Raw genomic sequence first — 25,810 nt, 5'->3', positions numbered from 1 at the left:
GGGTCATGGCACTGTCACTCACCACCTCGGCGAAAGCCGCCAGGTCCGGGGCGGCCGGGGCACCGCGCAACACCCCGCTGCGCCGCAAGCAGAACCGCGACCGGATGCGCGTCCTGGGCTTCCTGTCCCCGTGGCTGATCGGTTTCTCGGTCTTCTTCGCCTATCCGCTGATCGCCACCGTCTACTTCTCGTTCATGCACTACAACCAGATCAAGGCCCCCGACTTCGTGGGGCTGCGGAACTGGAAGTACGTGTTCCAGCAGATGCCGCTCTTCGGTCCCGCGCTGTGGAACACGATGTGGCTGGTTGTCGTGATGGTCGCGCTGCGGGTGGCCTTCGGCCTGGGCATCGGCCTGCTGGTCACGAAGATCAAGACGGGCGTCGGCCTGTTCCGTACGGCCTTCTACATCCCGTACCTGGCACCGCCGGTCGCCGCGACCGTGGCCTTCGTCTTCCTGCTGAACCCGTCCACGGGCCCGGTCAACGAGATGCTGGGCTGGATCGGCCTGCACGGCCCGAACTGGTTCAACGACCCCAGCTGGTCGAAGCCGTCGCTGGTGCTGCTCTCCGTGTGGGGCATCGGCGATCTGATGGTCATCTTCATGGCCTCGCTGCTGGACGTGCCCAAGGAGCAGTACGAGGCCGCCGATCTCGACGGCGCGGGGGCCTGGTCGAAGTTCCGTTACGTCACCTGGCCGGCGATCACCCCGATCGTACTGTTCGCCGTGGTCACCGGGGTCGTACAGACGATGCAGTACTACACGCAGGCCCTGGTCGCCGGAAAGCTCGCGTCGGGTGTCTCCATCGGGCCCGGCACGGTGATCCAGCCCGGCTATCCCGACCACTCGACCCTGACCGTCCCGCAGCTCGTCTACTCGCTGGGCTTCCAGAACTTCAACACCGGCGCGGCATGTGTGCTCTCGCTCGTGCTCTTCGCCATCGCCATGGCCGTCACCCTGCTGCTGATGCGCAAGAGCGTCGGCCTCATCCCGGCGGAGGACTGAGATGACCACCACGACCCTGACCGCGCCACCCGCCGCCGAGCGGACCCGCGACCGCGGGCCCGACGCCGCCCGGCACCGCCGCAAGCGGATCCTGAACTGGATAGCGGTCCACTCCGTGGCGCTCGCGCTGGCGCTCTTCTTCATCCTGCCGTTCGTGTTCGTCTTCCTCACCTCGGTGATGAGCGACGGGCAGGCGCTGAGCGGCGACCTGTGGCCGACCTCGTGGCACTGGTCGAACTACTCGACGGTGTTCCACACGCCGGGCTTCCTGACCTGGTGGCGCAACTCGCTGGTGTACGCGGTGCTGGGCACCGTCTTCACGGTCTGTTCGTCGGTCCCGGTCGCGTACGCCCTCGCGAAGTTCCGCTTCCGGGGCCGCCGTACGGCCATGATCCTCGTCATCTCCACGATGATGCTGCCGCCGCAGGTCATCATCATCCCGATGTACCTGGTGTGGGCGCAGCAGTTCCACCTGTCGGGCTCGCTGTGGCCGCTCATCATCCCGATGGCGTTCGGCGACGCGTACTCGATCTTCCTGCTGCGGCAGTTCCTGCTCACCATCCCGCAGGAGTACATCGAGTCGGCGAAGGTCGACGGCTGCGGCGAACTGCGCACGCTGCTGAAGATCGTCGTACCGATGGCCAAGCCCGGCATCGCGGCCGTCGCCCTGTTCCAGTTCTTCTACTGCTGGAACGACTACTTCGGGCCGCAGATCTACGCCGCGCAGAACCCGGGGGCCTGGACACTGAGTTACGGACTGGAATCCTTCAAGAGCGCGCACTCGGTCAACTGGAACCTGACCATGGCGGCGACTCTGCTGGTGATGGCCCCGGTCATCATCGTGTTCTTCTTCGCACAAAAGGCCTTCGTCGAAGGCGTCACGCTCACCGGAGTAAAGGGCTGAGAACCATGAAGCTCGCAGTGGTAGGCGGAGGATCGACCTACACACCCGAACTCATCGACGGATTCGCACGGCTGAGGGACACCCTGCCGATCGAGGAACTCGTACTGATCGACCCGTCGGCCGACCGGCTCGGACTGGTCGGGGGCCTGGCCCGGCGCATCTTCGCCAAGCTCGGCCACCCCGGGCGCGTCACCACCACGTCCGACCTGGACGCGGGGGTCGAGGGCGCCGACGCCGTCCTGCTCCAGCTGCGGGTCGGCGGACAGGCCGCGCGGAACCAGGACGAGACGTGGCCGCTGGAGTGCGGCTGCGTCGGACAGGAGACGACGGGCGCCGGGGGGCTCGCCAAGGCGCTGCGCACGGTGCCGGTGGTGCTCGACATCGCCGAGCGGGTGCGCCGTACCAACCCCGACGCGTGGATCATCGACTTCACCAACCCGGTGGGGATCGTGACGCGCGCGCTGCTGGAGGCCGGGCACAAGGCCGTCGGGCTGTGCAACGTGGCGATCGGCTTCCAGCGCAAGTTCGCCGCGCTGCTGGAGGTCGCGCCGTCCGAGGTGTACCTGGACCACGTGGGGCTCAACCACCTGACGTGGGAGCTGGGGGTGCGCCTGGGCGGCCCCGAGGGCGAGAACCTGCTGCCCAAGCTGCTGTCCGAGCACGCGACGGCGGTGGCGGAGGACCTGCACATGCCGCGCGAGATCGTCGAGCGGCTCGGCGTCGTCCCCTCGTACTACCTGCGGTACTACTACCAGCACGACGCCGTCGTACGGGAGTTGCGGACGAAGCCGTCGCGCGCCTCCGAGGTGGCGGCGATGGAGAAGCAGCTGCTGGAGATGTACGGCGACCCGTCCCTGGACGAGAAGCCCGCGCTGCTCGCCAAGCGCGGGGGCGCCTTCTACTCGGAGGCCGCGGTGGACCTGGCGGCGTCGCTGCTGCGGGGCGGCGGCAGTCCGGTGCAGGTGGTGAACACGTACAACAACGGCACGCTGCCGTTCCTGCCCGACAACGCGGTCATCGAGGTCCAGGCGGAGGTCGGCACGTCCGGCGCGGTGCCGCTCGCGGTGCCGAAGCTGGACCCGCTGTACTCGGGGCTGATCGCGAACGTCACGGCGTACGAGGATCTCGCCCTCCAGGCGGCGCTGCACGGCGGGCGCGAGCGCGTCTTCAAGGCGCTGCTGTCGCATCCGCTGATCGGGCAGTACGAGTACGCCGAGGCGCTCACCGACCAGCTGATCGCGCACAACCGGGAGCACCTCGCGTGGGCATGAGCACGGGGACGGGCACGGCCGGCCCGGCGGCGGGGCGCGGCAGCGTCCTCGCCGTCGACGCCGGGAACAGCAAGACCGATGTGGCCGTGATCGGCGCCGACGGTTCGGTGCTGGGCACGGCCCGCGGGGGCGGCTTCCAGCCGCCGGTCGTCGGGATCGAGGCGGCGATCGACATCCTGGCGGTGGCGATCGCCGAGGCCGCGTCGGCGGCGGGGCTGCCGGGGCTGGACTTCGCCGACCATGTGTCGGCGTGTCTGGCCAACGCCGACCTGCCCGTCGAGGAGCGGGAGCTGGCGGAGGCGGTGCAGGCGCGGGGGTGGGGGCGTACGACCGACGTGCGCAACGACACCTTCGCGATACTGCGGGCCGGCCTGCCGAGCGGCGCGGAGCCGCGGGGTGTGGCCGTCGTGTGCGGCGCGGGCATCAACTGCGTCGGCATGCTGCCGGACGGGCGGACGGCGCGGTTCCCCGCGCTCGGGCGCATCTCCGGTGACTGGGGCGGCGGTTCGGGGCTCGCGGAAGAGGCGATGTACTACGGCGCCCGGGCCGAGGACGGCCGGGGCGAGCCGACGGAGCTGGTACGGACCCTGCCGGGGCACTTCGGCCTGGCGACGATGTACGACCTGATCGAGGCGCTGCACCGGGGGCACATCCCCTACGCGCGGCGGCACGAGCTGGCGCCGGTGCTGTTCGCGACGAGCGCGGCGGGCGACCCGGTCGCCCGGTCGCTGGTGGACCGGCTGGCGGAGGAGGTCGTGGCGCTGTCCACGGTCGCGCTCGGCAAGCTGGACCTGCTGGGCGAGGAGGCGCCGGTGCTCCTCGGCGGCAGTGTGCTGGCGGCGCGTCATCCGCAGCTGGACGACGGGATCGCGGAGCGGCTGGCGGCGAAGGCGCCGAAGGCGTACGTGGAGGTGGTCACGGCGCCGCCGGTGCTGGGGGCCGCGCTGCTGGGTCTTGACCGGGTGGGGGCGAGCGCGGAGGCGCATGTGCGGCTGGGTGAGCACTTCGTGTGACGTGTTGTCTCGGGTAGGCGCTGCCGCCGCCGGGGTTCTCCCGGCGGCGGCAGCGTCGTTGTAGGGAGCGGTCGTTGTACGGGTCCTGTCGTCGTACGGGGCTGTCGCACTTGGTACGGGTCCCTCGCCGCGCCCTCCGGGGACATGGCGGATGATCGCCACGAACACCCACGAACGCCCCGGAACGGGAACCGATCAAGCATGCGCGGCGTATTCATGGTGGGAAGCCGGACAGACGCGGGCGCACACCGGCCCGGCGCGATCCGTACAAGATCGCGTCAAGGCTGCTGCCAATGTCCGTCCCTGCGGCCATACTGCTGGTCGGGAGGGGTTCCCGGGCTCGCGAGGGGGTGAGCCACCGCCGGCCGATCGACCCAGGGGGAGGTCACGTGACATACCCAGCGTCTCCGTCGCCCGCAGCGCACGGCGCGTGGGCCGAGACCGTGGAGCGCCTGCGCGCTTCCGCGACGACGGAGCCCGGGCGGCTGCGGATCATCGGGGCCGCGCTGGCCCTGCTGGTCGTGGCCTTCGGCGCGGTGACGGCCTGGGAGGTCTCCGACCGCTTCGCCGCCGCCGACGACGTGGTGACCCGCAGTCAGCCGCTGAGCGCGGACGCGGCGAACATATACCGCTCGCTGGCCGACGCGGACACGGCCGCGGCGACGGGCTTCCTGGCGGGCGCGCAGGAGCGGCCCGAGGATCTGGCGCGGTATCAGAAGGACATAGAGACGGCGTCCCGGCTGCTGGTCAAGGCCGCCGCCAACACGGGCGGTTCGGGCGGCGGCGACGCGGCCCGGCAGATAGCGACACTCAACGAGGCCCTCCCCCGGTACACGGGTCTGATAGAGCGCGCCCGGGCGAACAACCGTCAGGGGCTGCCGCTGGGCGGCGCCTATCTGCGGTACGCGAACCAGCAGATGACGAGCGACCTGCTGCCGGCCGCCGAGAAGCTGTACGCGGAGGAGACGGCCAGGCTCGACCGGGACAACAACGACGCGCGGGTGTGGCCGTTCGTCTCCCTCGCGCTGGGCGTGCTCGCCTTCGCCGTGCTGTTCTGGGCGCAGCGGCGCAACTACCGTCGTACGAACCGGCTGGTTAACCACGGCCTGCTCGCGGCGACCGCCGCGTCCACCGCCATCCTGCTCTGGCTGGCCGTGGGACACACGGTCGCGCGGACCGAGTTGAACAACGCCCAGGTGCACGGGCAGGAGTCGCTCGCGGTCCTGAACGACGCGCGGATCAACTCGCTCAAGGCCCGGGCGAACGAGAACCTCACGCTGGTGGCACGGGGCGCGGTTCTCACGGCGGACGGCGACGACAAGTACGAGACGGACTACACGTCGGGCATGGCGAGGCTCACCACCGCGCTCGACCGGGCGAAGGGCCTGGCCGACGACGGCTCGGGCGTCGCGCCGGTGGCCGCCGCCATCGCCTCCGCCGACGAGTGGCAGAAGCGCCACAGGTCGGCCAGCGCCACGGACAAGGCCGGTGACTACGAGCTCGCGCTGGAGCGGGTGATCGGCACCGAGGGATCCACCGGTGAGTGCTTCGACCAGGTGGACGCGGCCCTGGAGAAGGCGATCGCGCACGAACAGGTGGAGTTCGACGCCTCCGCCACGGACGGCAGGAGCGCGCTGACGGGACTGGCCGTCGGGGCCGGGGTCCTGGCCCTGCTCGGCGCGGTGGCCGCGATCCTGGGCATAGGCCGCAGGCTTTCGGAGTACCGGTGAGAGGCGGAGGGATGACTTCCATGGACAGGCTCCGCCGGTCCGGCGGGCCGCGCCCGTCCGGCGGCCCTCGCGGCGCCGGCAGGCTCCGTCGCCCGGGCAGGCTCCGTGGCTGGGGCGGTGTCACCGCCATGGCCGCGGCCTGTGTGGTGACGGCGTCGCTCACCCTGCTGCCGCTCGCCCACAGCACGTCGGAGAAGGGTCCGGACCGGGCGGCCCAGCGCGTGGTCACCTCCGCGTCCGCCGCCGCCGAGGACTGCTCGGAGCCGGAAGCCAGCCTGCCGCCCTCCACCGCCGACGGCCCGGCGATCGAGCGGATCAAGGCCCGGAAGAAACTGGTCGTGGGCGTCGACCAGAACAGCTACCGCTGGGGGTACCGCGACCCTGAGTCGAACAAGATCCAGGGCTTCGACATCGATCTCGCGCGGGCGATCGCCAACGACATCCTGGGCAGCCCGGACGCGATCATCTTCCTCGCGATCCCCACCAACCAGCGGGTGCCGGCGCTGGAGAAGGGCACGGTGGACCTGGTCGTCAGGACGATGACGATCAACTGCGCCCGGATCAAGCAGGTCGCCTTCTCCACCGCCTACTTCCAGGCGGGCCAGCAGGTGCTCGCCCCCAAGGGCTCGACGATCACCGGGCGCGACACGTCGCTGGCCGGGAAGCGGGTCTGCACGGCGGAGGGCTCGACGGCGTACGAAGCGATGAAGGAGGAGTCCTTCGGTGCGATCTACCAGGACAAGAACGACGGGAAGCCCGGTGACGAGGACCTGTTGACGGTCCCCAACCAGCTCGACTGCCTGGTCCGGCTCCAGTTGGGCGAGGTGGACGCGGTGGTGACGGACAACGCGCTCGCGGCGGGCCAGGCCGCGCAGGACCCGACGGTCGAACTCACGGGCAAGCCGTTCACCACGGAGTACTACGGCGTCGCGGCCAAGCTCGGGAACGACGACCTGGTCCGCCGGGTGAACGAGGTGCTGGTGGGGTATCGCGCCGGTGGGGACAACAGCCCCTGGATGACCTCGTACCGGAAGTGGCTGGCGGCGGGGCTGCCGGGGATCACCGCGCCGCCTCCCGCCAAGTACAAGAACGGGTAGGCGGGCCGCTCGGGCGGGCCCCGGGATGTGCCTCGTCCCCCGAGGACGGGCGTTGTTCCCCAGGATGTGCGTTGTTCCGACACGGAGTTCCGGCAGGACACGAACGAGCGGAGAGGTGATCGATGGGCGGCGCGGGCTCCATCCCCGACTCCAGGGGAGTGCCATCCGGACCGGTGATGGACCGGGACGAGGCCGACCGCGCGCTGGCGCGCCTCGAAGCCGAGCACGAAGCCATCGAGACCTCCCTCCTCGCCCTCCAGGACCACGCGGGCCGCAGACTCCTCGAAGGGGCCGCGCTCACCGGCGTCACGAAGGACCGCTGGGCGGCGACCGAGCAGTCGATCACCCTGCTGTGGACGTACTTCGACGCCTACAGCGCGGCTCTGAGCGGTGCCCGTGACACCCGCGCCAGGCGCCGCTGGCCGAACCGCGACGACCTGGTGGAGCTGACCGAGACGCTGCGCGGCAGCAGCGTCACGCTCTCGGGCGCGGCCGCCCTCGCCGGGTCGGCGGAACACCAGCCGCCGTCCTCGATCACGGGACCCGCCCAGCTCTCCGAGCGCTTCACGCTCGCGGAGCTGGTCTCCCGGATGAACGAGCTGTACGCGCGCGCTCTCGACATGGTCGTGGCCGCCGACTCGGTGTGGTCCGCGCTGCCCGCCCGGATCGACCTGCTCTCCACCGAGCTGCGGCGGACACTGTCGCTCGCGCACTCGGTGGGCGTACGGCCCGGGGAACACCCGGCCGGGGACGACCTGGAGTCGATCACGCACGAACTGACCGCCCTGCGCGCCCAGGTGGTGTCCGACCCCCTGGGCTTCTGGCGGCCCGCGCCGGGGAGTTCGGCCCCCGGCGGCGGCCGGCCGGACACGGAGCGGTACGACCGGGCGGCCCGCGCGCTGGAGGACGTACGGCGCGAGATAGAGGCGGTCCTGGCGGTGCGCCAGGACTCGGAGGAGCGGCTGATGCGGCTGCGGGACGTCGTGTCCCGCGCGGACCGCACGCTCACCGAGGCCCGCGCCGCCCGGGGCGAGGTGCTCGCGAAGATCGCCGCGTCGGAGGTGCCCGCCGTCAGCGGGCCGCCGATCGTCCTCCACGAACGGCTGTCGACCGCCGCCGAGTACCGCAGGCACGCCCAGTGGCACCGGCTCTCGCCGCTGCTGGAGTCGCTGGAGCGCGAGGCCGAGGACGAACTGCTGCGGGCCCGCGAGTCGCTGACCGCCGTCACGCAGCCGCTCGCGGTCCGCGCGGAGCTGCGCGGCCGGCTCGACGCCTACAAGGCCAAGGTCGCCCGGCACGGCATGGCGGAGGACCCGGTGCTGATCGAGCGGTACGACGCGGCCCGCCGGATGCTGTGGAGCGCGCCGTGCGACCTGCGGGTCGCCGAGCAGGCCGTCCTGCGGTACCAGCAGGCGGCGGCGGACCTCCTGGTCCCGCGCGCCCCGGGCCCGGCGGACGGCGGGGGGCGGCCGTGAGCGGCACCACCACGGCGACGGCAGCGGCAGCGGGGCGGGTGCGGCCGGCCGTACAACCGACAGATCCACCGTCAGGGACACGGACAGGAGGGGACCGATGAGCGGGACGGGCACATGCCAGCGCCCCGGGTGCGAGGGCTCGTACGAGGACATGGGCGGCGGTGAGCTGTACTGCGACACCTGCGGTCTCGCCCCGGTGGTGGGCGCGCGCGGCGAGCTGTCCTCGCCGGCCACGGGCGTCACGGGCGGCGGCCGGGCCAGCGGGCGCTCCGCGCGCGGCAGTTCGTCGTCGCGCGCCTCCTCCCGGGCCTCCTCGCGCTCCGCCACCTCCCGCCGCTCGGTGTCCGGCCGGCTCTCCCTGGCGCAGTCGGGCACGGCGGCGACCGGCCGGTCGGTGTCGGTCCGCAGCTCCGGTGCGTCCTCCACGACCTCGGGGCGCGGCAGGCTGGGCGCCGGGCTGGTCTCCGTACCGGACGTGCCGCGTCCGGATCCGCAGGCCGCGGTGATGGAGAACGCGGAGGTGCCGGAGCGCAAGCGGTTCTGCTCGCGTTCCGACTGCGGTGCGCCGGTGGGGCGTTCGCGGGGTGACCGGCCGGGCCGTACGGAAGGGTTCTGCACGAAGTGCGGCCACCCGTACTCGTTCGTGCCGAAGCTGACCCGGGGCGATGTGGTGCACGGGCAGTACGAGGTCAAGGGCTGCCTGGCGCACGGCGGTCTGGGGTGGGTCTACCTGGCGATCGACCGGGCCGTCTCGGACCGCTGGGTCGTCCTCAAGGGCCTGCTGGACACGGGCGACCAGGACGCGATGGAGGCGGCGATCTCCGAGCGGCGCTTCCTCGCCGAGATCGAGCACTCGAACATCGTCCGCATCTACAACTTCGTGGAGCACCTCGACCAGCGGACCGGCTCCATGGACGGCTACATCGTCATGGAGTACGTGGGCGGGAAGTCGCTCAAGGAGATCGCCAACGAGCGGCGGACGGCCACCGGTCAGCGCGATCCGCTGCCGGTGGAGCAGGCGTGCGCGTACGGCATCGAGGCGCTGGAGGCGCTGGGTCACCTGCACAGCAGGAACCTGCTGTACTGCGACTTCAAGGTCGACAACGCGATCCAGACGGAGAACCAGCTCAAGCTGATCGACATGGGCGCGGTCCGCCGGGTGGACGACGACGAGTCGGCGATCTACGGCACCGTCGGGTACCAGGCGCCGGAGGTCGCGGAGACGGGTCCGTCGGTGGCCTCGGACCTGTACACGGTGGCGCGCACGCTCGCGGTGATGACCTTCGACTTCCACGGCTACACGAACGTGTTCGTGGACTCCCTCCCGGACCCGGGCACCATTGAGGTCTTCCGTACGTACGAGTCGTTCTACCGCCTGCTGGTGCGGGCGACGGACCCGGACCCGGCGCGGCGGTTCTCCTCGGCGCTGGAGATGGCGGAACAGCTGACGGGGGTGCTGCGGGAGGTCGTGGCCCTCCAGACGGGGCGCCCGCGCCCGGCACTGTCGACGCTGTTCGGTACGGAGGTACGGGTCACGGACACGGAGCTGTTCGCACAGCCGACGGAGGACGTGTCCCGCCTGGGCGCGCGGACGGCCCGCCGGAAGGGCCGGGGGGCGCGGCCGTCGGCGGCGCCGGGAACGGTGCCGGGTACCCCGGACCTCGCGGCACAGGCACAGCTCCCCGGCGAGGTCCGGTCCCCGGAGTACGCCTCCGCGCAGGGTCGCCCCCAGATCCCCGGCCAGGCGCCTGCCCAACCCCAGGGACAGGTCCAGGCCTCCATGTACGCCTCCACCCCAGGTCCCCTCCCGGGCCAACTCCCGGCGTACGGCCCGGGCCAGGGCCACGGCTCGGCCCTCCCGATCCCGCCCCAGGGCGAGACCCCGTCGCCCCTGCCGCTCGGCGCCCAGGCCCCGGCCTACGGCCCGGGCCCGGCCTCCGCTCCACGCGCGGGGCAGGCGCCCGGTACGGGCCACGGTTCGGCCCCGGGCCTGGGCCACGGCTCCCCCCTGCCGGCTCCCGGCGGGGGCCGGACCCAGGCCTACGGCCCGGGCCCGGCTGCCGCCCCGCGGACCGGGCAGACCCCAGGTGCGAGCCACGGCTCGCCCCCGGGCCAGGGCGCCCAGGCCTACGGCCCGGGCCCGGCTGCCACCCCGCCCACCGGACAGGCCCCCGGTACGGGCCACGGCTCGGCCCAGGGCCAGAACCACGGCTCACCTCTGCCGGCTCCCGCCGGGGGCCGGACCCCGGCCTTCGGCCCGGGTCCGGCTTCCGCCCCGCCCGCCGGCCCGGCGCCCGGCGCGGGCCACGGCTCGGCCCAGGGCCAGAGCCACAGCTCAGCCCTGCCGGTTCCGGGCGCGGGCCAGGGCTACGGGCCGGGCCCGGCCAACAGCCACGGCCAAAGCCTCGGTTCGGCGTCTCCGGACGTTTCGGGACAGGGTCCGGGTTCCGTTCCGCCGGCCGGGCGGGGCCACGCCGCGTACGTTCCGGCCCTCGGGCAGGGGCAGAGCCTGGCGCCCGTGGGCGGCGGGGGGCGGGGGCCGCGGCTCGTGGCCATGGACGCGCCCGCGACCGCGCTCGCGCTGCCCGTCCCCCGGGTCGACCCGAACGACCCGAACGCGGGGTTCCTGGCGAGCCTGATGGCCGCCGCCCCCGCCGAACTCATTTCCGCGCTGGCGTCGGCCCCGGCCGACACCGTGGAGCGCCGGCTGCGCGAGCTGCGGGCCCGGCTGGAGATGAACGACCTGGTCCCCGCCGGTGAGGCGCTGCGCGCGCTGGAGGCGGAGCACCCCGACGACTGGCGGGTCGTCTGGTACCGGGGCCTGTTCGCCCTGGCCACCGGCGATCACGAGAGCGCGGCGCTGGCGTACGACGCCATCTACGACGCGTTCCCCGGCGAGCCCGCGCCCAAGCTCGCGCTGGGGGTCTGCGCCGAGGTGCTCGGCCAGCTCGACAACGCCGCCGAGTACTACCGCCTGGTCTGGATGACCGACCCGAGTTACGTCAGCGCCGCGTTCGGCCTGGCCAGGGTGCAGTTGGCCGCCGGTGACCGGGCCTCGGCCGTACGGACCCTGGAGTCCGTGCCCGAGGCGTCGATCCACTACACGGCGGCGCGTGTCGCGGCCGTACGGGCCAGGCTGCGCGAGCGTGACGTGGCCGTACCGGCCCGGGAAGCGGCCCGGACCCCGGGCACGGAACCGGCGCTGATCGACGACCTGTCGGCGGCGGCGCGGCAGGTTTCCGAGCTCCAGCAGTTCGGCCTGGACGCGGTGCGGCGTGAACAGTTGTCGACGGAGGTACTGGGCACGGCTCTGGACTGGGTACTCTCCGGTAGTCCCGGGGGCCGCCCCGGCCCGGCCGTGCTGCTCGGCAGCGCGCTGGACGAGCGCGGCCTGCGTTTCGGGCTGGAACGCTCGTACCGGGTACTCGCCCGGCTCGCTCAGCGCGGCGAGGAGAGGATCGAACTGGTGGAGCGGGCCAACCGTTTCCGCCCCCGGACGTGGGTGTGAGTGATGGCGCAGATGCACCGGTCGACCGATGGCCCGACCTGCCCCGGCTGCGGGGATCCGCTGGAGCCCGCCGACCTGTTCTGCGGGGCGTGCGGGTACGACCTGTCGGCCGTGGCCACGGGCACGAGCGGCGGTGACCGCCCGACGGTCGCCCTGACCGGCGGCCCGATCGGCACCGGTCCCGTAGGCGGCATGCCTGCCGGCGGTGGTTCCGTCAGGAGCGCGCCCGCCGGCCCCGCTCCCGTGGGCGGCACACCTACCCACGGTCCCGTAGGCAGCTCGCCCGCCGGCAGCGGTCCCGTAGGCGGCACCCCCGCCGCCGCCGGTCCCGTCGCATGGCCGCCCGCCGCCGAGACGGACAGCTCGAACGTGCCCGCGCCCGTCCATGTGCCCAGCGAGCTGCCGGGCCTGGACTCGTCCGGCTCCCCCCTGTCGGTCCACCCGCCCACGCCCCCGGCCGGACCCCGGCGGCCGGACCCGTCCGTGGCCGCCGACCCGCCCGTACCCCCGCAGCCAGCCCATCACCCCGACGCCGCCCACGCGCCCGTACCGCCCGCTCCGTACACATCGCCCGCACCGCTCGCGAGCCCCCCGCAAGCCGCACCACCCGCGTCGCGCACGAACGGTCCGTCGGCCACGCCGCCCGTACCCCCGCAGCCCGCCCAACACCCGGCCGCCGCGCACCCGCCCGTACCACCCACACCACCCGGGCCGCCCGCTCCGCACGCATCGGCCGGCCCACCCCCACCCATCGCGGGCCCCCCGCAGGCCGCACCGCCCACAGCCGCCGCGCAGGCCCCGCCCCTGCAGGGAAACGGTGCGCCGCTGCCACCCCCGGCCGCCGGCACGGTCGGCACGGCCCCGCACGCGGGTGACTTCGAGCTGCCCGCGCCCCACCCGCCCGTACGGTCCGACGCTCCCGGCGGGAACGGCGCGGACGGCACGGACGGCACGGTCGGCACGAGCGCCACCCCCGCCGGGAGCCCCGCAGGAGACCCCCGTACCGCGTCCCCCGCGCCCGGCGCGAAGCTCTGTGTCGCCTGCCGGGCCGGCCGCGTGGACCTCGACGGCTACTGCGAGAACTGCGGCCACGCCCAGCCGCGCGAACGCGACCACATGGAGCAGGAGTTGGGCACGGTGGCAGCGGTCAGCGACCGCGGCCTGCGCCACCACCGCAACGAGGACGCGTTCGCCGTGTCCGCCGCGGCCCTCCCCGACGCCTCCCCCGCCGTCGTGGCGATCGTCTGCGACGGCGTGTCCTCCGCGACCCGCCCCGACGAGGCCTCGGCCGCCGCCGCGGCCTCCGCCAACGAGTCGTTGCTGACCGCCCTGCCGCGCGGCACGCACCCGCAGCAGGCGATGCACGAGGCGATCGTCGCCGCCGCCGAAGCGGTCAACGCGCTGGCCCCGGAGCCCGGCAGGGCGTCGGAGCACGAGCCGCACCGCCACCAGAACGCCCCCGCCTGCACCATCGTCGGCGCCGTTGTCGCGAGCGGACTGCTGGTCGTCGGCTGGATCGGCGACAGCAGGGCGTACTGGGTCCCCGACGACCGCGGCGGCCCCCCGGCCCGCCTCACCGAGGACGACTCGTGGGCCGCGCAGATGGTCGCGGCGGGCCTGATGAACGAGGCGGAGGCGTACGCGGACGAACGCGCCCACGCCATCACGGGATGGCTCGGCGCCGACGCGTACGAACTGGAGCCGCACACCGCGTCGTTCAAACCGGACCGCCCCGGCGTCGTGGTGGTCTGCACGGACGGGCTGTGGAACTACGCCGAGGGCGCCGACGACATGGCCAGGGTCCTGCCGCCCGACGCGGCGGCCCGCCCGCTGCACGCCGCGCGGGTCCTGGTCGGGCACGCGCTCGACGGAGGGGGCCACGACAACGTAACGGTGGCCCTGGTGCCGTTCGCCGTACCTGGGCAAGGGGCAGGATCCGCGTACGAAAAGGCCCCCGTCCTCCCCTGATCCCCTTCTCTTGTTCCGGTCTGTGGAGCGTCAAGGAGCGAAACGCGATGGCCAACTTCTCCAAGTCGAACGTGCCGCAATTCTCGGTCGACGTGTACCAGAACGAGTACCTGCCCGAGGGCGGCCGCGAGGTCAACGCCATCGTCACCGTCACCTCCACGGGCGGCGGCACCTCGGGCCGGGTCCCGCTGCTCGGCGCCTCGGCCACCCCCTCGGCCGTGCCCGGCAACAGCCCCGACGCAGCCGTGGTGATCATGGTCGACTGTTCGGGGTCGATGGAGTACCCGCCGGCGAAGATGCGCAACGCGCGCGACGCGACGGCCGCCGCCGTGGACACCCTGCGCGACGGGGTCGCCTTCGCGGTGGTCGCCGGTACGCACCTGGCGAAGGAGGTCTACCCGGGCAACGGCCGGCTGGCCGTCGCCGACGCGCGGACCAGGGAAGAGGCGAAGCACGCGCTGCGCCGGCTCAACGCGGCCGGCGGTACGGCGATCAGCACCTGGCTGCGGCTGGCCGACCGGCTGCTGAACTCCGCCGAGGTCACCATCCGCCACGGCATCCTCCTCACCGACGGCCGGAACGAACACGAGTCGTCCGAGGCCCTCAGGTCCGCGCTGGACGACTGCGCCGGCCGCTTCACCTGCGACGCCAGGGGCGTGGGGACGGACTGGGAGGTGAAGGAGGTCACCGGCATCGCGTCGGCACTGCTCGGCACCTCCGACATCGTCGCCGACCCCGCCGGACTGGCCGCGGACTTCACGCAGATGATGACAAACGCGATGGGCAAGGAGGTCGCGGACGTGTCGCTGCGCCTCTGGACGCCGGTCGGGGTGGAGATCGCGTTCGTCAAGCAGGTCGCGCCCCGGGTCGAGCAGCTCACGGACCGGCGTACGGAAGCGGGGCCCCGGGCCGGCGACTACCCGACCGGCTCGTGGGGCGACGAGTCCCGCGACTACCACGTGTGCGTACGGGTCCCGGAGGCCGGCATAGGCAGGGAGATGCTGGCCGCCCGCGTCTCCCTCATCATCCCGGCGCCGGACGGCGGCTCCCCCGAGATGCTGTCCCAGGGGTTGGTACGGGCGGTGTGGACGGACGACATGGAGGCCTCCACCTCCATCAACCCCCAAGTCGCCCACTACACCGGCCAGGCCGAGCTGGCCCAGGTCATCCAACAGGGCCTGGACGCACGGAAGATGGGCGATCTGGACGGCGCGACGGCGAAGCTGGGCCGCGCCGTACAGCTCGCCGCCTTCTCCGGGAACGCGGATACGGCGAAACTGCTTTCGAAGGTGGTGGACGTCGTCGACGAAGCGAGCGGTACTGTGCGACTGAAGGCGAAAGTCGCGGAAGCGGACGAGATGACCCTCGAAACCCGCTCCACCAAGACGGTTCGCGTCAAGAAGTAGGAGCGCGACCGGGCGGCGCCGAGCGGTACCGCCCGGGAACCAGTGGTGAGAAATCCGGCCTCCGGGCCGCACAGGAAGGGGGAAGCGCCGATATGCCGACATGCCCGAACGGACACCAGTCGGGATCCGACGACTGGTGCGAGGTCTGCGGCCATCGCATGACAGGCCAGGCGCCCACGGGCTCCGTGCCCCAGCCTCCTCCCCCGCCGCCGGGCTACGGCTTTCCGCCCGCCCCCGGCCCGGGCCCCGGACCCGACGCGACCATGCAGGCCCAGCTCTGCCCGCAGTGCCGCACCCCGCGCGAGCCGATGGCTCCGTTCTGCGAGGAGTGCCGGTGGAACTTCCTCACGAACACGGCCACGTCGTACACCCCGCTGGCTCCGCAGGGCGGTCCGGTCAGCCGGCCCACAGGGCCGGTCCCCGGCGTCAATCCGCCGCCGGGCTTCCCGTCCCAGGGACCGCCGAGGCCGCCGGACCCGTACGAGTACCAGAGCTCACGCCCCTCCCAGCTGAACCGGCCCGCGGAGCCGCTCGCGGCCGAACAGGGCCACCAGCAGGGCGCTCCCCACGCGCCGCAGCAGGGATCGCCGCTGGGCCCGCCGCCTTCGGCCTTCCAGCGGCAGGCGCCGCCGCAGCAGGGGTCGCACCCGCAGGGTCCGCACCAGGGCGGCCCTCACCAGCAGGGATCGCACCAGCAGGGTCCGCCCCCGCCGCCGTACCAGCACCAGGGCCCCCCGCTCCCGCCCGTCTTCCAGCAGCAGTCCTCGGCCCCGCCCGCGCCGCCGCAGTCGCGCGGGACCGCCGAGGACGACTGGATGCTCCCGCCGCCCTCGGCCGGCCAGTCGCCGCTGCCGCAGCACGGTCCGCCCTCCCCGCAGCACGGCCCGCCGGCCGCGCAGTACGGTCCGCCCGTCGGATGGACGGCCGTCGTCGGGCCCGACCGTGAGTACTTCATGGCGATGATGCAGCGCAGCGGCCCCGAGGCGACGGGCCTCAATCTGCCCGCGTACTCCCCCGAGCAGCGGCTCACGCTCGGCGGGCACCAGCTGACCATCGGCCGCCGCCGGCACTCCACCGGCGAGTCCCCCGACATCGACCTGTCCGTCCCGCCGGAGGACCCCGGGGTCTCGCACCAGCACGCGATCCTGGTCCGCCAGCCGGACGACACCTGGGCCGTCGTGGACCAGAACTCCACGAACGGCACCACGATCAACGGCGCCGAGGACCCGATCCAGCCCTACGTCCCCGTCCCCCTGTCGGACGGCGACCGGGTGCACGTCGGCGCCTGGACGACGATCACGGTCCGCCGGGGCTGAGCAGCCCGGCGGCGGCCGGTCCCGTCGGTTCGAGCGGCCATACGTACGGCCCCGCGGGGTCGTCCAGCCACGCCCATTGGCGGCCGCCGCCGACCGTGACGCCGTACCGCTCCCGAGCCGGGCGCCCCTCCAGCTCCCAGAGGGAGAGCGCCTCGTGCGGGTCGAGGCTGCCCTCGGTCAGCGCGAGCAGGAAGCGGAAGAGGTCGTTGTCGGTGACGCCTTTCGGCAGTCCGCCGAGGGGCCGTGCCGCCATGGGCACCCCCTTGGGCGTGCCCCGCAGCGGTACGAAGAAGGCCGCGGTCCGGAGGAACCGCCCCTCCGCGAAATCCGGCCTGCCCGCTGTCCCCGCCTCCCCGGCCTTCAGGACGATCAGTCCGGTGGCGAGCGGGGCGAGGATCCTGGCCCCGGGCGCGCACTGCGCCAGCCAGCCGCTCGGCACCGACGGGAGGGTGCAGGTCGCGATGATCCGGTCGAACGGCGCGCGCTCCGGGCAGCCGCGCACCCCGTCCCCGGTGACGACGGCGGGCCGGTAGCCGGCCGTCGCGAGGTGGGCGCGGGCCGACTCCGTGATCTCCGGGTCCAGGTCGACGGTGGTGACGTTCTCCTCGCCGAGCCGGTGGGAGAGGAGCGCCGCGTTGTATCCGCTGCCCGCGCCGATCTCCAGGACGCGGTTGCCGTCCCGTACGTCCAGCTCGTCCAGCATCCGGGCCATGAGGGAGGGCTGGCTGCTGGACGAGATCAGCTCGCCGTCCCGTACCCGCGTCGCGATCGCGCTGTCCGCGTACGCCCCGCGCAGCCAGCGCTCCCGCCGCCGGGGGTCGGGGTCCCCGTACCAGAGCCTGTCGTAGCCGCCGGGCCTCCCGACGAAGTAGTACGGGACGAAGAGATGGCGCGGGACCTGCGCGAACGCCGTACGCCAGGCCGGATCGTCCAGCACCCCCGACAGGCTGATCTCCTGCACGAGCGCGGCCCGCGCCTCGCCGGCCGCCGCTTCGTCCGGTCTGTACACGTCCTGGTCCCGGTGTGCGCCCATCTCTCCACTGTCCTGGGTACGGGCCCAGGAAGCGAGCGGGCCGGGTCCGTACGGCGGTCCACACCGGACGGGGTGGGCCCCAGGGCCTGTCCGCGAAGTGGTGTCCGGCTCGCGACGTCCGGCAGGCCCTAGGTCGCTGGACCGAGGCAGGGAGGCGGTCGTGTCTGAGACGATGGTCAGGTGAAAGAGATTCCGCGCGGCACGCTTCAGGAGCAGACCTTCTACGAGCAGGTCGGCGGCGAGCAGACCTTCCGGCGCCTGGTCCACCGCTTCTACCAGGGGGTCGCCGGGGACCCCGAGCTGCGGGCGATGTACCCGGAGGAGGACCTCGGCCCCGCCGAGGAGCGCTTCACGCTGTTCCTGATGCAGTACTGGGGCGGCCCCCGCACCTACAGCGACCACCGAGGCCACCCCCGCCTGCGGATGCGGCACGCCCCCTTCGCGGTGAACCAGGCCGCGCACGACGCGTGGCTCCGGCACATGCGGGTGGCGGTCGACGAGCTGGGACTGTCCGAGGAGCACAGGAAACAGCTCTGGGACTACCTGACGTACGCGGCGGCGTCGATGGTGAACACGGCGGGCTGAGGGCTCGCTGAGGGCTGCGGCCCTGAGGCCCGGGGCCTCACGCGGGCATGCTCAGGCGGGCGTGACCGACAGGCCGCCGACTCCGGCCCTGCGTACCGCGATCGAGCCGTACGGCGTCCGCAGCCGCAGCCAGTTGCCGGACGCGAGCAGCGCCACCGTCTTCTCCGGGGCTCCGCCCGCCGGCACCAACGCCCGTACCGGACGCAGGAATCCGAGCGACTGGGCCGCATGCGCGGCCCGCAGCGGGAGCGGGGTCTCCCCGAGCGTCCTGGACCAGATCTCGCGCCCGATCCGGTCCCGCTGGGCCCTGGTCCGGTCGCCGGGCGCCAACTGTTCGTCCCGCGAACGGAATTCGCCGACCGCCGCGGCCACCGCACCGCGTATGGCGTCCTCCTCCGGCAGCCCGGGGAGCTGCTGCCAGCCGCCGCGCGGCGGCAGCATCCCGGCCCACGGGGGGCCGGTGACGGCGGCCGGGATCCCGGCCGTGCCCGCCGACTCCCCGATGCCTTCGAGGAGTTCACCCGCGGAGACGGTGACGTCCAGCACGTGCGGGGTGGCGAGCCTGGCCGAACGGATGGCGAGCACGTCGAACGACGCCGGCCTGCCGAACACGGCGAGCGCGCCGCCGCCGGCCTGGATCCTGACCGCCGCGGCGCGGTCGTAGTGGATCAGCCGGCCGAGGAAGGCGGCGAGGTCCGCCGCCTCCCTCGGATCGGCGAAGTCCAGTGTCAGGACGGGCGATGTCATGCCGCGAGAGCATCCTTTTTGTTGTTGCCGCGCTGGGAGCCGGCACCGTTCGCACCGTCGTCCAGGTAGTGGAGGAGGAAGGACTTCTCCTCGTCGGTGATGCGCCGGGGCCGCCCTGCCTCCAGGTTGTACGGCACCACGACCGTCGAGGCCTTCACGTACACCTCGTCCGCGCCCTCGGCGTCCTTGATCTCGTACGCGATCGTCAGCGACGCGGCCGTGATCGCCGTCACCCAGGACTCGATGATCACCGGCTCGTGCCGGTGGACCAGCGGGCGCTTGTAGTCGATCTCGTGCCGGGCCACGACGGACCCGCCGGAGAACGACGGCGAGCCGTCCCCGGGCGCCAGCCGGAACATGAAGTCGATGCGGGCCTCCTCCAGGTAGCGGAGGAAGACCACATTGTTGACGTGCCCGAAGGCGTCCATGTCCGACCAGCGCAGGGGGCAGCTGTAGATGTGCCGGGCCATCTCAGCCTCGCGTCAGCTTCTTGTAGGTGGCACGGGTGGGGCGGGCGGCGTCCGCGCCGAGGCGCTCGACCTTGTTCTTCTCGTACGAGTCGAAGTTGCCCTCGAACCAGAACCACTTGGAGTTGCCCTCGTACGCGAGGATGTGCGTCGCGACCCGGTCGAGGAACCACCGATCGTGACTGACGACCACGGCCGCGCCGGGGAATTCGAGGAGCGCGTTCTCCAGCGAGGAGAGTGTCTCGACGTCGAGGTCGTTGGTCGGTTCGTCGAGGAGCAGCAGGTTGCCGCCCTGCTTGAGGGTCAGCGCGAGGTTCAGGCGGTTGCGCTCACCACCGGAGAGGACGCCGGCCGGCTTCTGCTGGTCGGGGCCCTTGAAGCCGAACGCGGAGACGTACGCGCGCGAAGGCATCTCGACCTGGCCGACGTTGATGTAGTCCAGCTCGTCGGAGACGACGGCCCACAGCGACTTCTTGGGGTCGATGTTGCCGCGGCCCTGGTCGACGTAACTGATCTTGACGGTTTCGCCGACCTTGATCGAGCCGGAGTCGGGCTGCTCGAAGCCCTGGATCATCTTGAACAGGGTCGTCTTGCCGGCGCCGTTGGGGCCGATCACGCCGACGATGCCCATGCGGGGCAGCGTGAACGAGAGGTCGTCGATCAGCACCTTGTCGCCGAACGCCTTGGTGAGGTGCTCGACTTCGACGACCACATTGCCGAGGCGCGGGCCCGGCGGGATCTGGATCTCGTCGAAGTCCAGCTTCCGCATCTTGTCCGCCTCGGCGGCCATCTCCTCGTAACGGGCCAGCCGGGCCTTGGACTTGACCTGCCGTCCCTTCGCGTTGGAGCGGACCCACTCCAGCTCTTCCTTGAGCCGCTTGGCGCGCTTGACGTCCTTCTGGCCCTCGACCTTGAGGCGGGCCTGCTTGCTCTCCAGGTACGTGGAGTAGTTGCCCTCGTAGCCGATGGCGCGGCCGCGGTCGAGCTCCAGGATCCAGCCCGCGACGTTGTCGAGGAAGTACCGGTCGTGAGTGACGGCGACGACGGTGCCGGGGTACTTGGCGAGGTGCTGCTCCAGCCACTGCACGGACTCGGCGTCCAGGTGGTTGGTGGGCTCGTCGAGGAGCAGCAGGTCGGGCGCTTCGAGGAGCAGCTTGCAGAGCGCGACGCGGCGGCGCTCACCACCGGAGAGGTTGGTGACGGGCCAGTCGCCGGGCGGGCAGCCCAGGGCGTCCATGGCCTGTTCGAGCTGGGTGTCCAGGTCCCACGCGTTGGCGTGGTCGAGGTCCTCCTGGAGCTTGCCCATCTCGTCGAGCAGGGCGTCGGAGTAGTCGGTGGCCATCAACTCGGCGACCTCGTTGAAGCGGTGGAGCTTGCCCATGATCTCGGCCGCGCCCTGCTGGACGTTCTCCAGCACCGTCTTGGTCTCGTCGAGCGGCGGCTCCTGGAGGAGCATGCCGACCGTGTAACCGGGCGAGAGGAAGGCGTCCCCGTTGGACGGCTGCTCCAGGCCCGCCATGATCTTCAGCACGGTGGACTTTCCGGCGCCGTTCGGACCCACCACACCGATCTTCGCGCCCGGCAGGAAGCTCAGCGTCACGTCATCGAGGATGACCTTGTCGCCGTGCGCCTTACGCGTCTTGCGCATCGTGTAGATGTACTCAGCCAAGAGAAACCGTCCGGCAATCGAGAAGGGCCAATGTGCGGCTCCGCCGCGTGAGGGCAGATACACCCCATCTTGCCTGACGTCCATCCCCCGGGGGAAACCGCCCGTCCAGCCCCCGGACACACCCCGCCGACCTGCGGTGACCGGGAGCGACCTTCGTCGCTGTCCGTCAACATCCCTCACTCCCGCATGCGGCCTTGGCGTCTGAATCGAAGGCTGTCAATATAGAGGAATGTCGAATCAGTCGGATCCAGAGTTGGTGGTGCTCGGTCGGAGCGATGAGGCCAGGGCCTGCTGTCCGGGTGCGGGGCTGCTGGCCGCTCCTCTGGGCGAGGACCAGGCCGGGGAGCTGGCGAAGGTGTTCAAGGCGCTGGGCGATCCGGTCCGGCTGCGCCTGTTGTCGATGATCGGCTCGCGGGCGGGCGGTGAGGTCTGCGTGTGCGACCTGACCCCGGCCTTCGACCTGTCCCAGCCGACGATCTCGCACCACCTCAAGCTGCTGCGGCAGGCGGGGCTCATCGACTGTGAGCGTCGCGGCACGTGGGTCTACTACTGGCTGGTTCCGGAGACGACCGACCGGCTCGCGACCGTCCTGAGCCGGCCCGGCGGCGCGGAAGCGGTTTCGTGAGCGGTGCCGGACAGGAAGCACCGGAACGGCCGGAAGAGAACGTGGCCGGCCGTCTGTCCCTTCCCGACCGCTACCTCGCCGTCTGGATCCTCACCGCGATGGCCGCCGGCCTCGGCCTCGGCCGCCTCGTCCCGGGCCTGGGCGACGCTCTCGCCGAGGTGACCATGACCGGGGTGTCCCTTCCGATCGCCCTGGGCCTGCTGGTGATGATGTATCCGGTGCTGGCCAAGGTCCGCTACGACCGCCTCGACACCGTCACCCGCGACCGCCGCCTGCTGCTGTCGTCCCTGCTGCTGAACTGGATCGTCGGCCCGGCGCTCATGTTCTCCCTGGCGTGGCTGTTCCTGCCGGACCTGCCCGCGTACCGCACGGGCCTGATCATCGTCGGACTGGCCCGCTGTATCGCCATGGTCATCATCTGGAACGACCTCGCCGGCGGACACCGCGAAGCCGCCGCCGTTCTGGTCGCCCTGAACTCGGTCTTCCAGGTGATCGCGTTCTCCGCGCTCGGCTGGTTCTATCTCTCCTACCTGCCGGGCCGGTTGGGGCTGGAACAGACGGGCCTCGACGTGTCGATCCAGGAGATCACCCGCAGCGTGGCCATCTTCCTCGGGATCCCGCTCGCCGCCGGCTACCTCACGCGCCGTATCGGGGAGAGGGCCAAGGGCCGCGCCTGGTACGAGTCCGCCCTCCTCCCGCGCATCGGCCCCTTCGCCCTGTACGGGCTGCTGTTCACCGTCGTCGTCCTGTTCGCCCTGCAAGGAGACGCCATCACCTCGCAGCCCCTCGACGTCGTCCGCATCGCCCTGCCGCTGCTGGTCTACTTCGCGGTCATGTGGACCGGATCCATGCTCCTGGGCCGCGCCGTGGGCCTGGACCACCCGCGCGCCACCACCCTCGCCTTCACCGCGGCGGGCAACAACTTCGAACTGGCCATCGCCGTGGCCGTCGCGACCTTCGGCGCCTCCTCGGGCCAGGCGCTCGCCGGGGTGGTCGGCCCGCTCATCGAAGTGCCCGTCCTGATCGGTCTCGTGTACGTGGCCCTCCGCGCCCGCCGCTACTTCACCCCCGCCCAGCCGCCCACACCCCAGGAAGACCCCGCCCATGCCTGAGAACACCGCACCGCGGCCGTCGGTGCTGTTCGTCTGCGTCCACAACGCCGGACGCTCCCAGATGGCCGCGGCCTTCCTGAGCCACCTCGCAGCCGACCGCGTCGAGGTCCGCTCCGCCGGCTCCGCACCCGCCGACACCGTCAACCCCGCCGTCGCGGAGGCGATGAGAGAGGTCGGCATCGACATCTCGGCCAACGCCCCCGAGCTGCTCACCAGCGAGGCGGTGCAGGCTTCCGACGTCGTCATCACGATGGGGTGCGGCGACACCTGCCCGGTCTTCCCCGGCAAGCGCTACCTGGACTGGCAACTTCCCGACCCGGCCGGCCGGAACGTCGACGCGGTCCGCCCCATCCGCGACGAGATCGAAACCCGCGTCCACGCCCTCATCGAAGAAATCGCCCCAGCGGCACAACGATCGAGGCGAGGCTGACAGCCGCCCGGGATTCCCCCGCGCACCCCCCGCTCCCCGGCTTCGGCCAGGAACGGGGGTGCGTGGTGTTGTCGTTCTCTCCTTCTACTCGGTGGTGGTCGGGGAAGAGGGCGTGGCCTTCTTCTTGCGGAGGAAGAAGACCGCTCCGCCGCCGATCACGAGGAGGGCTGTCGCGATGCCCGCGATGAGGGGGGTCGCGCTGGAGCCGCCTGTTTCTGCGAGGTTGGCCGGGGTGCCCGCCGTTGCCGCGCCTGCCGAGTCCGTGCCCAGCTGGGTGGTGATGTTCTCGTCCGGCGGGGGTGCGGTGCCGGTGGTGCGGCAGTCCAGGACGCCCTTGAAGGTCTTGGTGAATCCGTCGGGGCCGTTCACCGCGAACTCGTACGGCTGGTCCTCGACCACGGGCACCGTGACCGTACGGGACTCGCCGGGCGCGACCGCGTGTTCGTCGCCCGACAGCTCGAAGGTGAACTCCGCGTCCCCCTCGTTGGCGACGGTGACGTCGACCCCGCTCCTGGCGCAGTTCTTCGCCGCGGAGACCGCCGGGATGGCGCCGCCCTCGGCCCAGGTGGCGGTGGCCGTCGCCGAGACCGTGGAGTCACTCGACCCCGCCAGGATCTGCGTCTGGCTCCTGGTCACGCCGGCGAAGGCCCGGCCGACCGGCACGGAGGTGGTGGCCTGCACGGCGAGCGACGCGGTGCCGTCGTCGGCGCCCTCCGGGACGTCGAAGTAGAGCCGCGCGCCGTCGGCCGCCGTGGTGACCTCCTTGCCCGCCTTGTCGGTGATCTTCACGCCGGTGGCGCTCGCGACGTCCGCCACGCCCACGTCGACGGGCGGGGTCACCGTGACCCGGTCCGCGTTCGTGCGGACGGTGACCGGTCCGAGTCGCTCGCCCGCCTTGCCGGAGACCGCGGCGGACTCCAGGGTGAGCGAGGCCTTGGGCTCGGGGGTGTCCCGCGCGTTCTTCTCCAGCCAGTCGGCCAGCTTCTCGGCCGCCGGGTCGCTGGCGTCGACGTCGGCGTCGTCCGAGAAGCGCCAGATGGCGACCTGGGTGCCCGCCGCCGCGGTCTGGTCGGTGAGCGGCCCGGTCTTCGCGGCCGCGGCGAGGTCCGCCAGGTCGTCGACCTGTGGGTACGAGTGCTCCAGGATCCAGCGGATCCTGCCCGCGTCGTCGTTGGCGCCCAGCGAGGTCTGGGCCCAGGGCGTCTCCTGGTACTTCGCCTGCGCCTGGGTCGGGTTGTGGATGTCGACGCAGTACGTCTTGAGCGTGCCGCCGCCCTCGACCGTCATCTCGAACAGGCCGGCGGGCAACTCCTGGTCCGCGCCGTCCGTGTGCAGCACGGCGCCGCCGAAGGTCTTCAGTCCGTCGAGCGTTGCGGACGCGCCGCCCTGGTGCTGGGGCACGTCGTCGGCGGCGGCGGCCGTGCCGGCCCCGGCCAGAGCGCCCATCGCGAGGAGACCGGGAACCAGCGCGGCGGCGGCGAGGCGGGCGGCACCCCGGCGCCACGCGGAACCCGCGGCCGGCACGGACAGCGCGGAGACCCCGGACGGCGCGTACGCCTCGGACGGCGCGGGTGACTCGGATATCGCAGAGACCACAGAATTCCCCTTCGGGCGAGGAGTTTCGCGTGGGACGCGTGGGGGGTTGTGCCTCGCCGGCTGACTCAAGTGCCCCGTGAGTACACCGGAATCCTATGGATGGCGAGTGTCGCGGGTGCCCAATCAAGCGACCAGGCAACCGTTCCGAATCGGAATCGTTATCGAATGATCGACGTATCCATGGAATACGACCGCACGTATCGACAAGTCTTCACAGCCACCTCTCAGGACCCGGCCGCCTACACCCCGGCCCCCACGCCCACGCCCACCCCCGCACCGACAGGCTCCTCCCGCGCCCCCTGGTCCGCCCCGGGCACGGGCAACTGCCCCTGTACCTCCCGGACCTGCCGCGCCTGCTCCCCCCGATCCGTTCGCGGCGCGGCCTCCTGGCCCTGGGTCGCGGAGTTGTGACGCTCCGTCAAGGAGGGAGTCGCCCTGGCCACACGCCTGAACGCCGACGTCCCGCGCGTCAGATCGTGACCCACCGCCACCGCGTCGATGTCCACGAACGTCCGCCGCTGGCCGTCCCGTTCCTCGTCCCGCACCCTCAGCCGGCCGTGCACCACGAGGGGCTCCCCGACGGACACCGAGGCCGCCAGATTCGCCCCCAGCGTCCGCCACGCCCACACCGTGTAGAAGCTCGTGGGCCCGTCCGCCCAGCTCTCCTCCTGCCGGTCCCAGCGGCGGCCCGTCACCGCGAATCTGAACCGCGCCACTCCTCCGGTCGCCGACTCCCTGAATTCCACACCGGTCGCCACATTGCCCACCACGGTCACCACTGTGTCGCTCATAACCGCTCACTTCCGTCCGACTGCATTGCGTGATGTCACCGCACCCATGCTGAGCCGAACCGA

Annotated in this window: 21 protein-coding genes; 15 read left to right on the top strand and 6 right to left on the bottom strand. The window is 72.2% G+C overall.

The window, feature by feature from the left end; genetic code table 11:
* Positions 1-5: 5 nt before the first annotated feature.
* The 11 genes from OG349_RS24335 to OG349_RS24285 all read left to right on the top strand — a co-directional run bounded on the left by OG349_RS24335 (position 6) and on the right by OG349_RS24285 (position 16,692).
* Positions 6-1,004: a carbohydrate ABC transporter permease gene (locus OG349_RS24335; RefSeq protein WP_327236619.1), complete on the top strand. Its 999-nt coding sequence runs from the start codon at positions 6-8 to the stop codon at positions 1,002-1,004.
* A gap of 1 nt (position 1,005) precedes the next feature.
* On the top strand, positions 1,006-1,908 hold the full coding sequence (locus OG349_RS24330) for a carbohydrate ABC transporter permease (protein WP_327236618.1): 903 nt from the start codon (positions 1,006-1,008) through the stop codon (positions 1,906-1,908).
* 5 nt (positions 1,909-1,913) lie between these two features.
* The gene (locus OG349_RS24325; protein ID WP_327236617.1) at positions 1,914-3,179 is read left to right on the top strand and encodes a 6-phospho-beta-glucosidase; all 1,266 of its coding nucleotides are present in this window, start codon (positions 1,914-1,916) and stop codon (positions 3,177-3,179) included.
* Positions 3,176-4,192, top strand: coding sequence for an N-acetylglucosamine kinase (locus tag OG349_RS24320; RefSeq protein WP_327236616.1), 1,017 nt, complete (start codon positions 3,176-3,178; stop codon positions 4,190-4,192). Before OG349_RS24325 ends, OG349_RS24320 begins: the two co-directional genes overlap by 4 nt.
* A 389-nt stretch (positions 4,193-4,581) precedes the next feature.
* Positions 4,582-5,922 carry a hypothetical protein gene (locus OG349_RS24315; protein ID WP_327236615.1) on the top strand — a complete coding sequence of 447 codons (1,341 nt, stop codon included), beginning with the start codon at positions 4,582-4,584 and terminating at the stop codon, positions 5,920-5,922.
* Between the two features lie 128 nt (positions 5,923-6,050).
* Positions 6,051-7,019 carry a glutamate ABC transporter substrate-binding protein gene (locus tag OG349_RS24310; RefSeq protein WP_327238701.1) on the top strand — a complete coding sequence of 323 codons (969 nt, stop codon included), beginning with the start codon at positions 6,051-6,053 and terminating at the stop codon, positions 7,017-7,019.
* 122 nt (positions 7,020-7,141) lie between these two features.
* The gene (locus OG349_RS24305) at positions 7,142-8,494 is read left to right on the top strand and encodes a hypothetical protein (RefSeq protein WP_442806304.1); all 1,353 of its coding nucleotides are present in this window, start codon (positions 7,142-7,144) and stop codon (positions 8,492-8,494) included.
* A 97-nt stretch (positions 8,495-8,591) separates the two neighbouring features.
* Positions 8,592-12,002: a tetratricopeptide repeat protein gene (locus OG349_RS24300; protein ID WP_327236613.1), complete on the top strand. Its 3,411-nt coding sequence runs from the start codon at positions 8,592-8,594 to the stop codon at positions 12,000-12,002.
* 483 nt (positions 12,003-12,485) lie between these two features.
* Positions 12,486-13,970 carry a PP2C family protein-serine/threonine phosphatase gene (locus OG349_RS24295; protein ID WP_442806414.1) on the top strand — a complete coding sequence of 495 codons (1,485 nt, stop codon included), beginning with the start codon at positions 12,486-12,488 and terminating at the stop codon, positions 13,968-13,970.
* A 47-nt stretch (positions 13,971-14,017) separates the two neighbouring features.
* Positions 14,018-15,376, top strand: a complete 1,359-nt coding sequence (locus OG349_RS24290; RefSeq protein ID WP_327236611.1) for a vWA domain-containing protein — start codon at positions 14,018-14,020, stop codon at positions 15,374-15,376.
* Between the two features lie 92 nt (positions 15,377-15,468).
* On the top strand, positions 15,469-16,692 hold the full coding sequence (locus OG349_RS24285) for an FHA domain-containing protein (RefSeq protein ID WP_327236610.1): 1,224 nt from the start codon (positions 15,469-15,471) through the stop codon (positions 16,690-16,692).
* Here the strand turns inward: OG349_RS24285 and OG349_RS24280 are convergent.
* Entirely contained in the window at positions 16,673-17,725 is a 1,053-nt protein-coding gene (locus tag OG349_RS24280; protein WP_327236609.1) for a methyltransferase domain-containing protein, read from the bottom strand. The two genes, OG349_RS24285 and OG349_RS24280, sit on opposite strands and share 20 nt — an antisense overlap.
* Before the next feature lie 180 nt (positions 17,726-17,905).
* On the opposite strand from OG349_RS24280, the gene OG349_RS24275 reads away from it, so the two are divergent.
* Positions 17,906-18,310: a globin gene (locus OG349_RS24275; protein WP_327236608.1), complete on the top strand. Its 405-nt coding sequence runs from the start codon at positions 17,906-17,908 to the stop codon at positions 18,308-18,310.
* Between the two features lie 51 nt (positions 18,311-18,361).
* Here the strand turns inward: OG349_RS24275 and OG349_RS24270 are convergent, their stop codons facing one another.
* From OG349_RS24270 to ettA, 3 genes are read right to left on the bottom strand one after another with little or no spacing between them, the layout of a single operon-like run.
* A complete protein-coding gene (locus OG349_RS24270; protein WP_327236607.1) occupies positions 18,362-19,057 on the bottom strand; it encodes a hypothetical protein in 696 nt (231 codons plus the stop codon).
* A complete protein-coding gene (locus OG349_RS24265; protein WP_327236606.1) occupies positions 19,054-19,527 on the bottom strand; it encodes an acyl-CoA thioesterase in 474 nt (157 codons plus the stop codon). Before OG349_RS24265 ends, OG349_RS24270 begins: the two co-directional genes overlap by 4 nt.
* Position 19,528: 1 nt before the next feature.
* Positions 19,529-21,193 (bottom strand): energy-dependent translational throttle protein EttA, encoded by a 1,665-nt coding sequence (gene ettA, locus OG349_RS24260; RefSeq protein ID WP_327236605.1) that lies wholly within the window; start codon positions 21,191-21,193, stop codon positions 19,529-19,531.
* A 229-nt stretch (positions 21,194-21,422) separates the two neighbouring features.
* On the opposite strand from ettA, the gene OG349_RS24255 reads away from it, so the two are divergent.
* The 3 genes from OG349_RS24255 to OG349_RS24245 are packed head-to-tail and all read left to right on the top strand — an operon-like array spanning position 21,423 to position 23,360.
* A complete protein-coding gene (locus OG349_RS24255; protein ID WP_327236604.1) occupies positions 21,423-21,818 on the top strand; it encodes an ArsR/SmtB family transcription factor in 396 nt (131 codons plus the stop codon).
* Positions 21,815-22,930: an ACR3 family arsenite efflux transporter gene (arsB, locus tag OG349_RS24250; protein ID WP_442806303.1), complete on the top strand. Its 1,116-nt coding sequence runs from the start codon at positions 21,815-21,817 to the stop codon at positions 22,928-22,930. The genes OG349_RS24255 and arsB overlap by 4 nt, the downstream gene beginning before the upstream one ends.
* Positions 22,923-23,360: an arsenate reductase ArsC gene (locus tag OG349_RS24245; RefSeq protein WP_327236603.1), complete on the top strand. Its 438-nt coding sequence runs from the start codon at positions 22,923-22,925 to the stop codon at positions 23,358-23,360. The genes arsB and OG349_RS24245 overlap by 8 nt, the downstream gene beginning before the upstream one ends.
* Before the next feature lie 84 nt (positions 23,361-23,444).
* Here the strand turns inward: OG349_RS24245 and OG349_RS24240 are convergent, their stop codons facing one another.
* Both OG349_RS24240 and OG349_RS24235 read right to left on the bottom strand, forming a co-directional pair.
* Positions 23,445-24,806, bottom strand: coding sequence for a thioester domain-containing protein (locus OG349_RS24240; protein WP_327238699.1), 1,362 nt, complete (start codon positions 24,804-24,806; stop codon positions 23,445-23,447).
* A gap of 389 nt (positions 24,807-25,195) precedes the next feature.
* Complete coding sequence (locus OG349_RS24235) at positions 25,196-25,747, bottom strand: single-stranded DNA-binding protein (RefSeq protein ID WP_327236602.1); 552 nt, start codon at positions 25,745-25,747, stop codon at positions 25,196-25,198.
* Positions 25,748-25,810 lie beyond the last annotated feature (63 nt).

It is taken from the genome of Streptomyces sp. NBC_01317 (genome assembly GCF_035961655.1).
Lineage (GTDB): Bacteria > Actinomycetota > Actinomycetes > Streptomycetales > Streptomycetaceae > Streptomyces.
The sequence above is the reverse complement of the archived record's forward strand: the minus strand, read 5'-3'. Positions and strand labels throughout refer to the sequence as shown.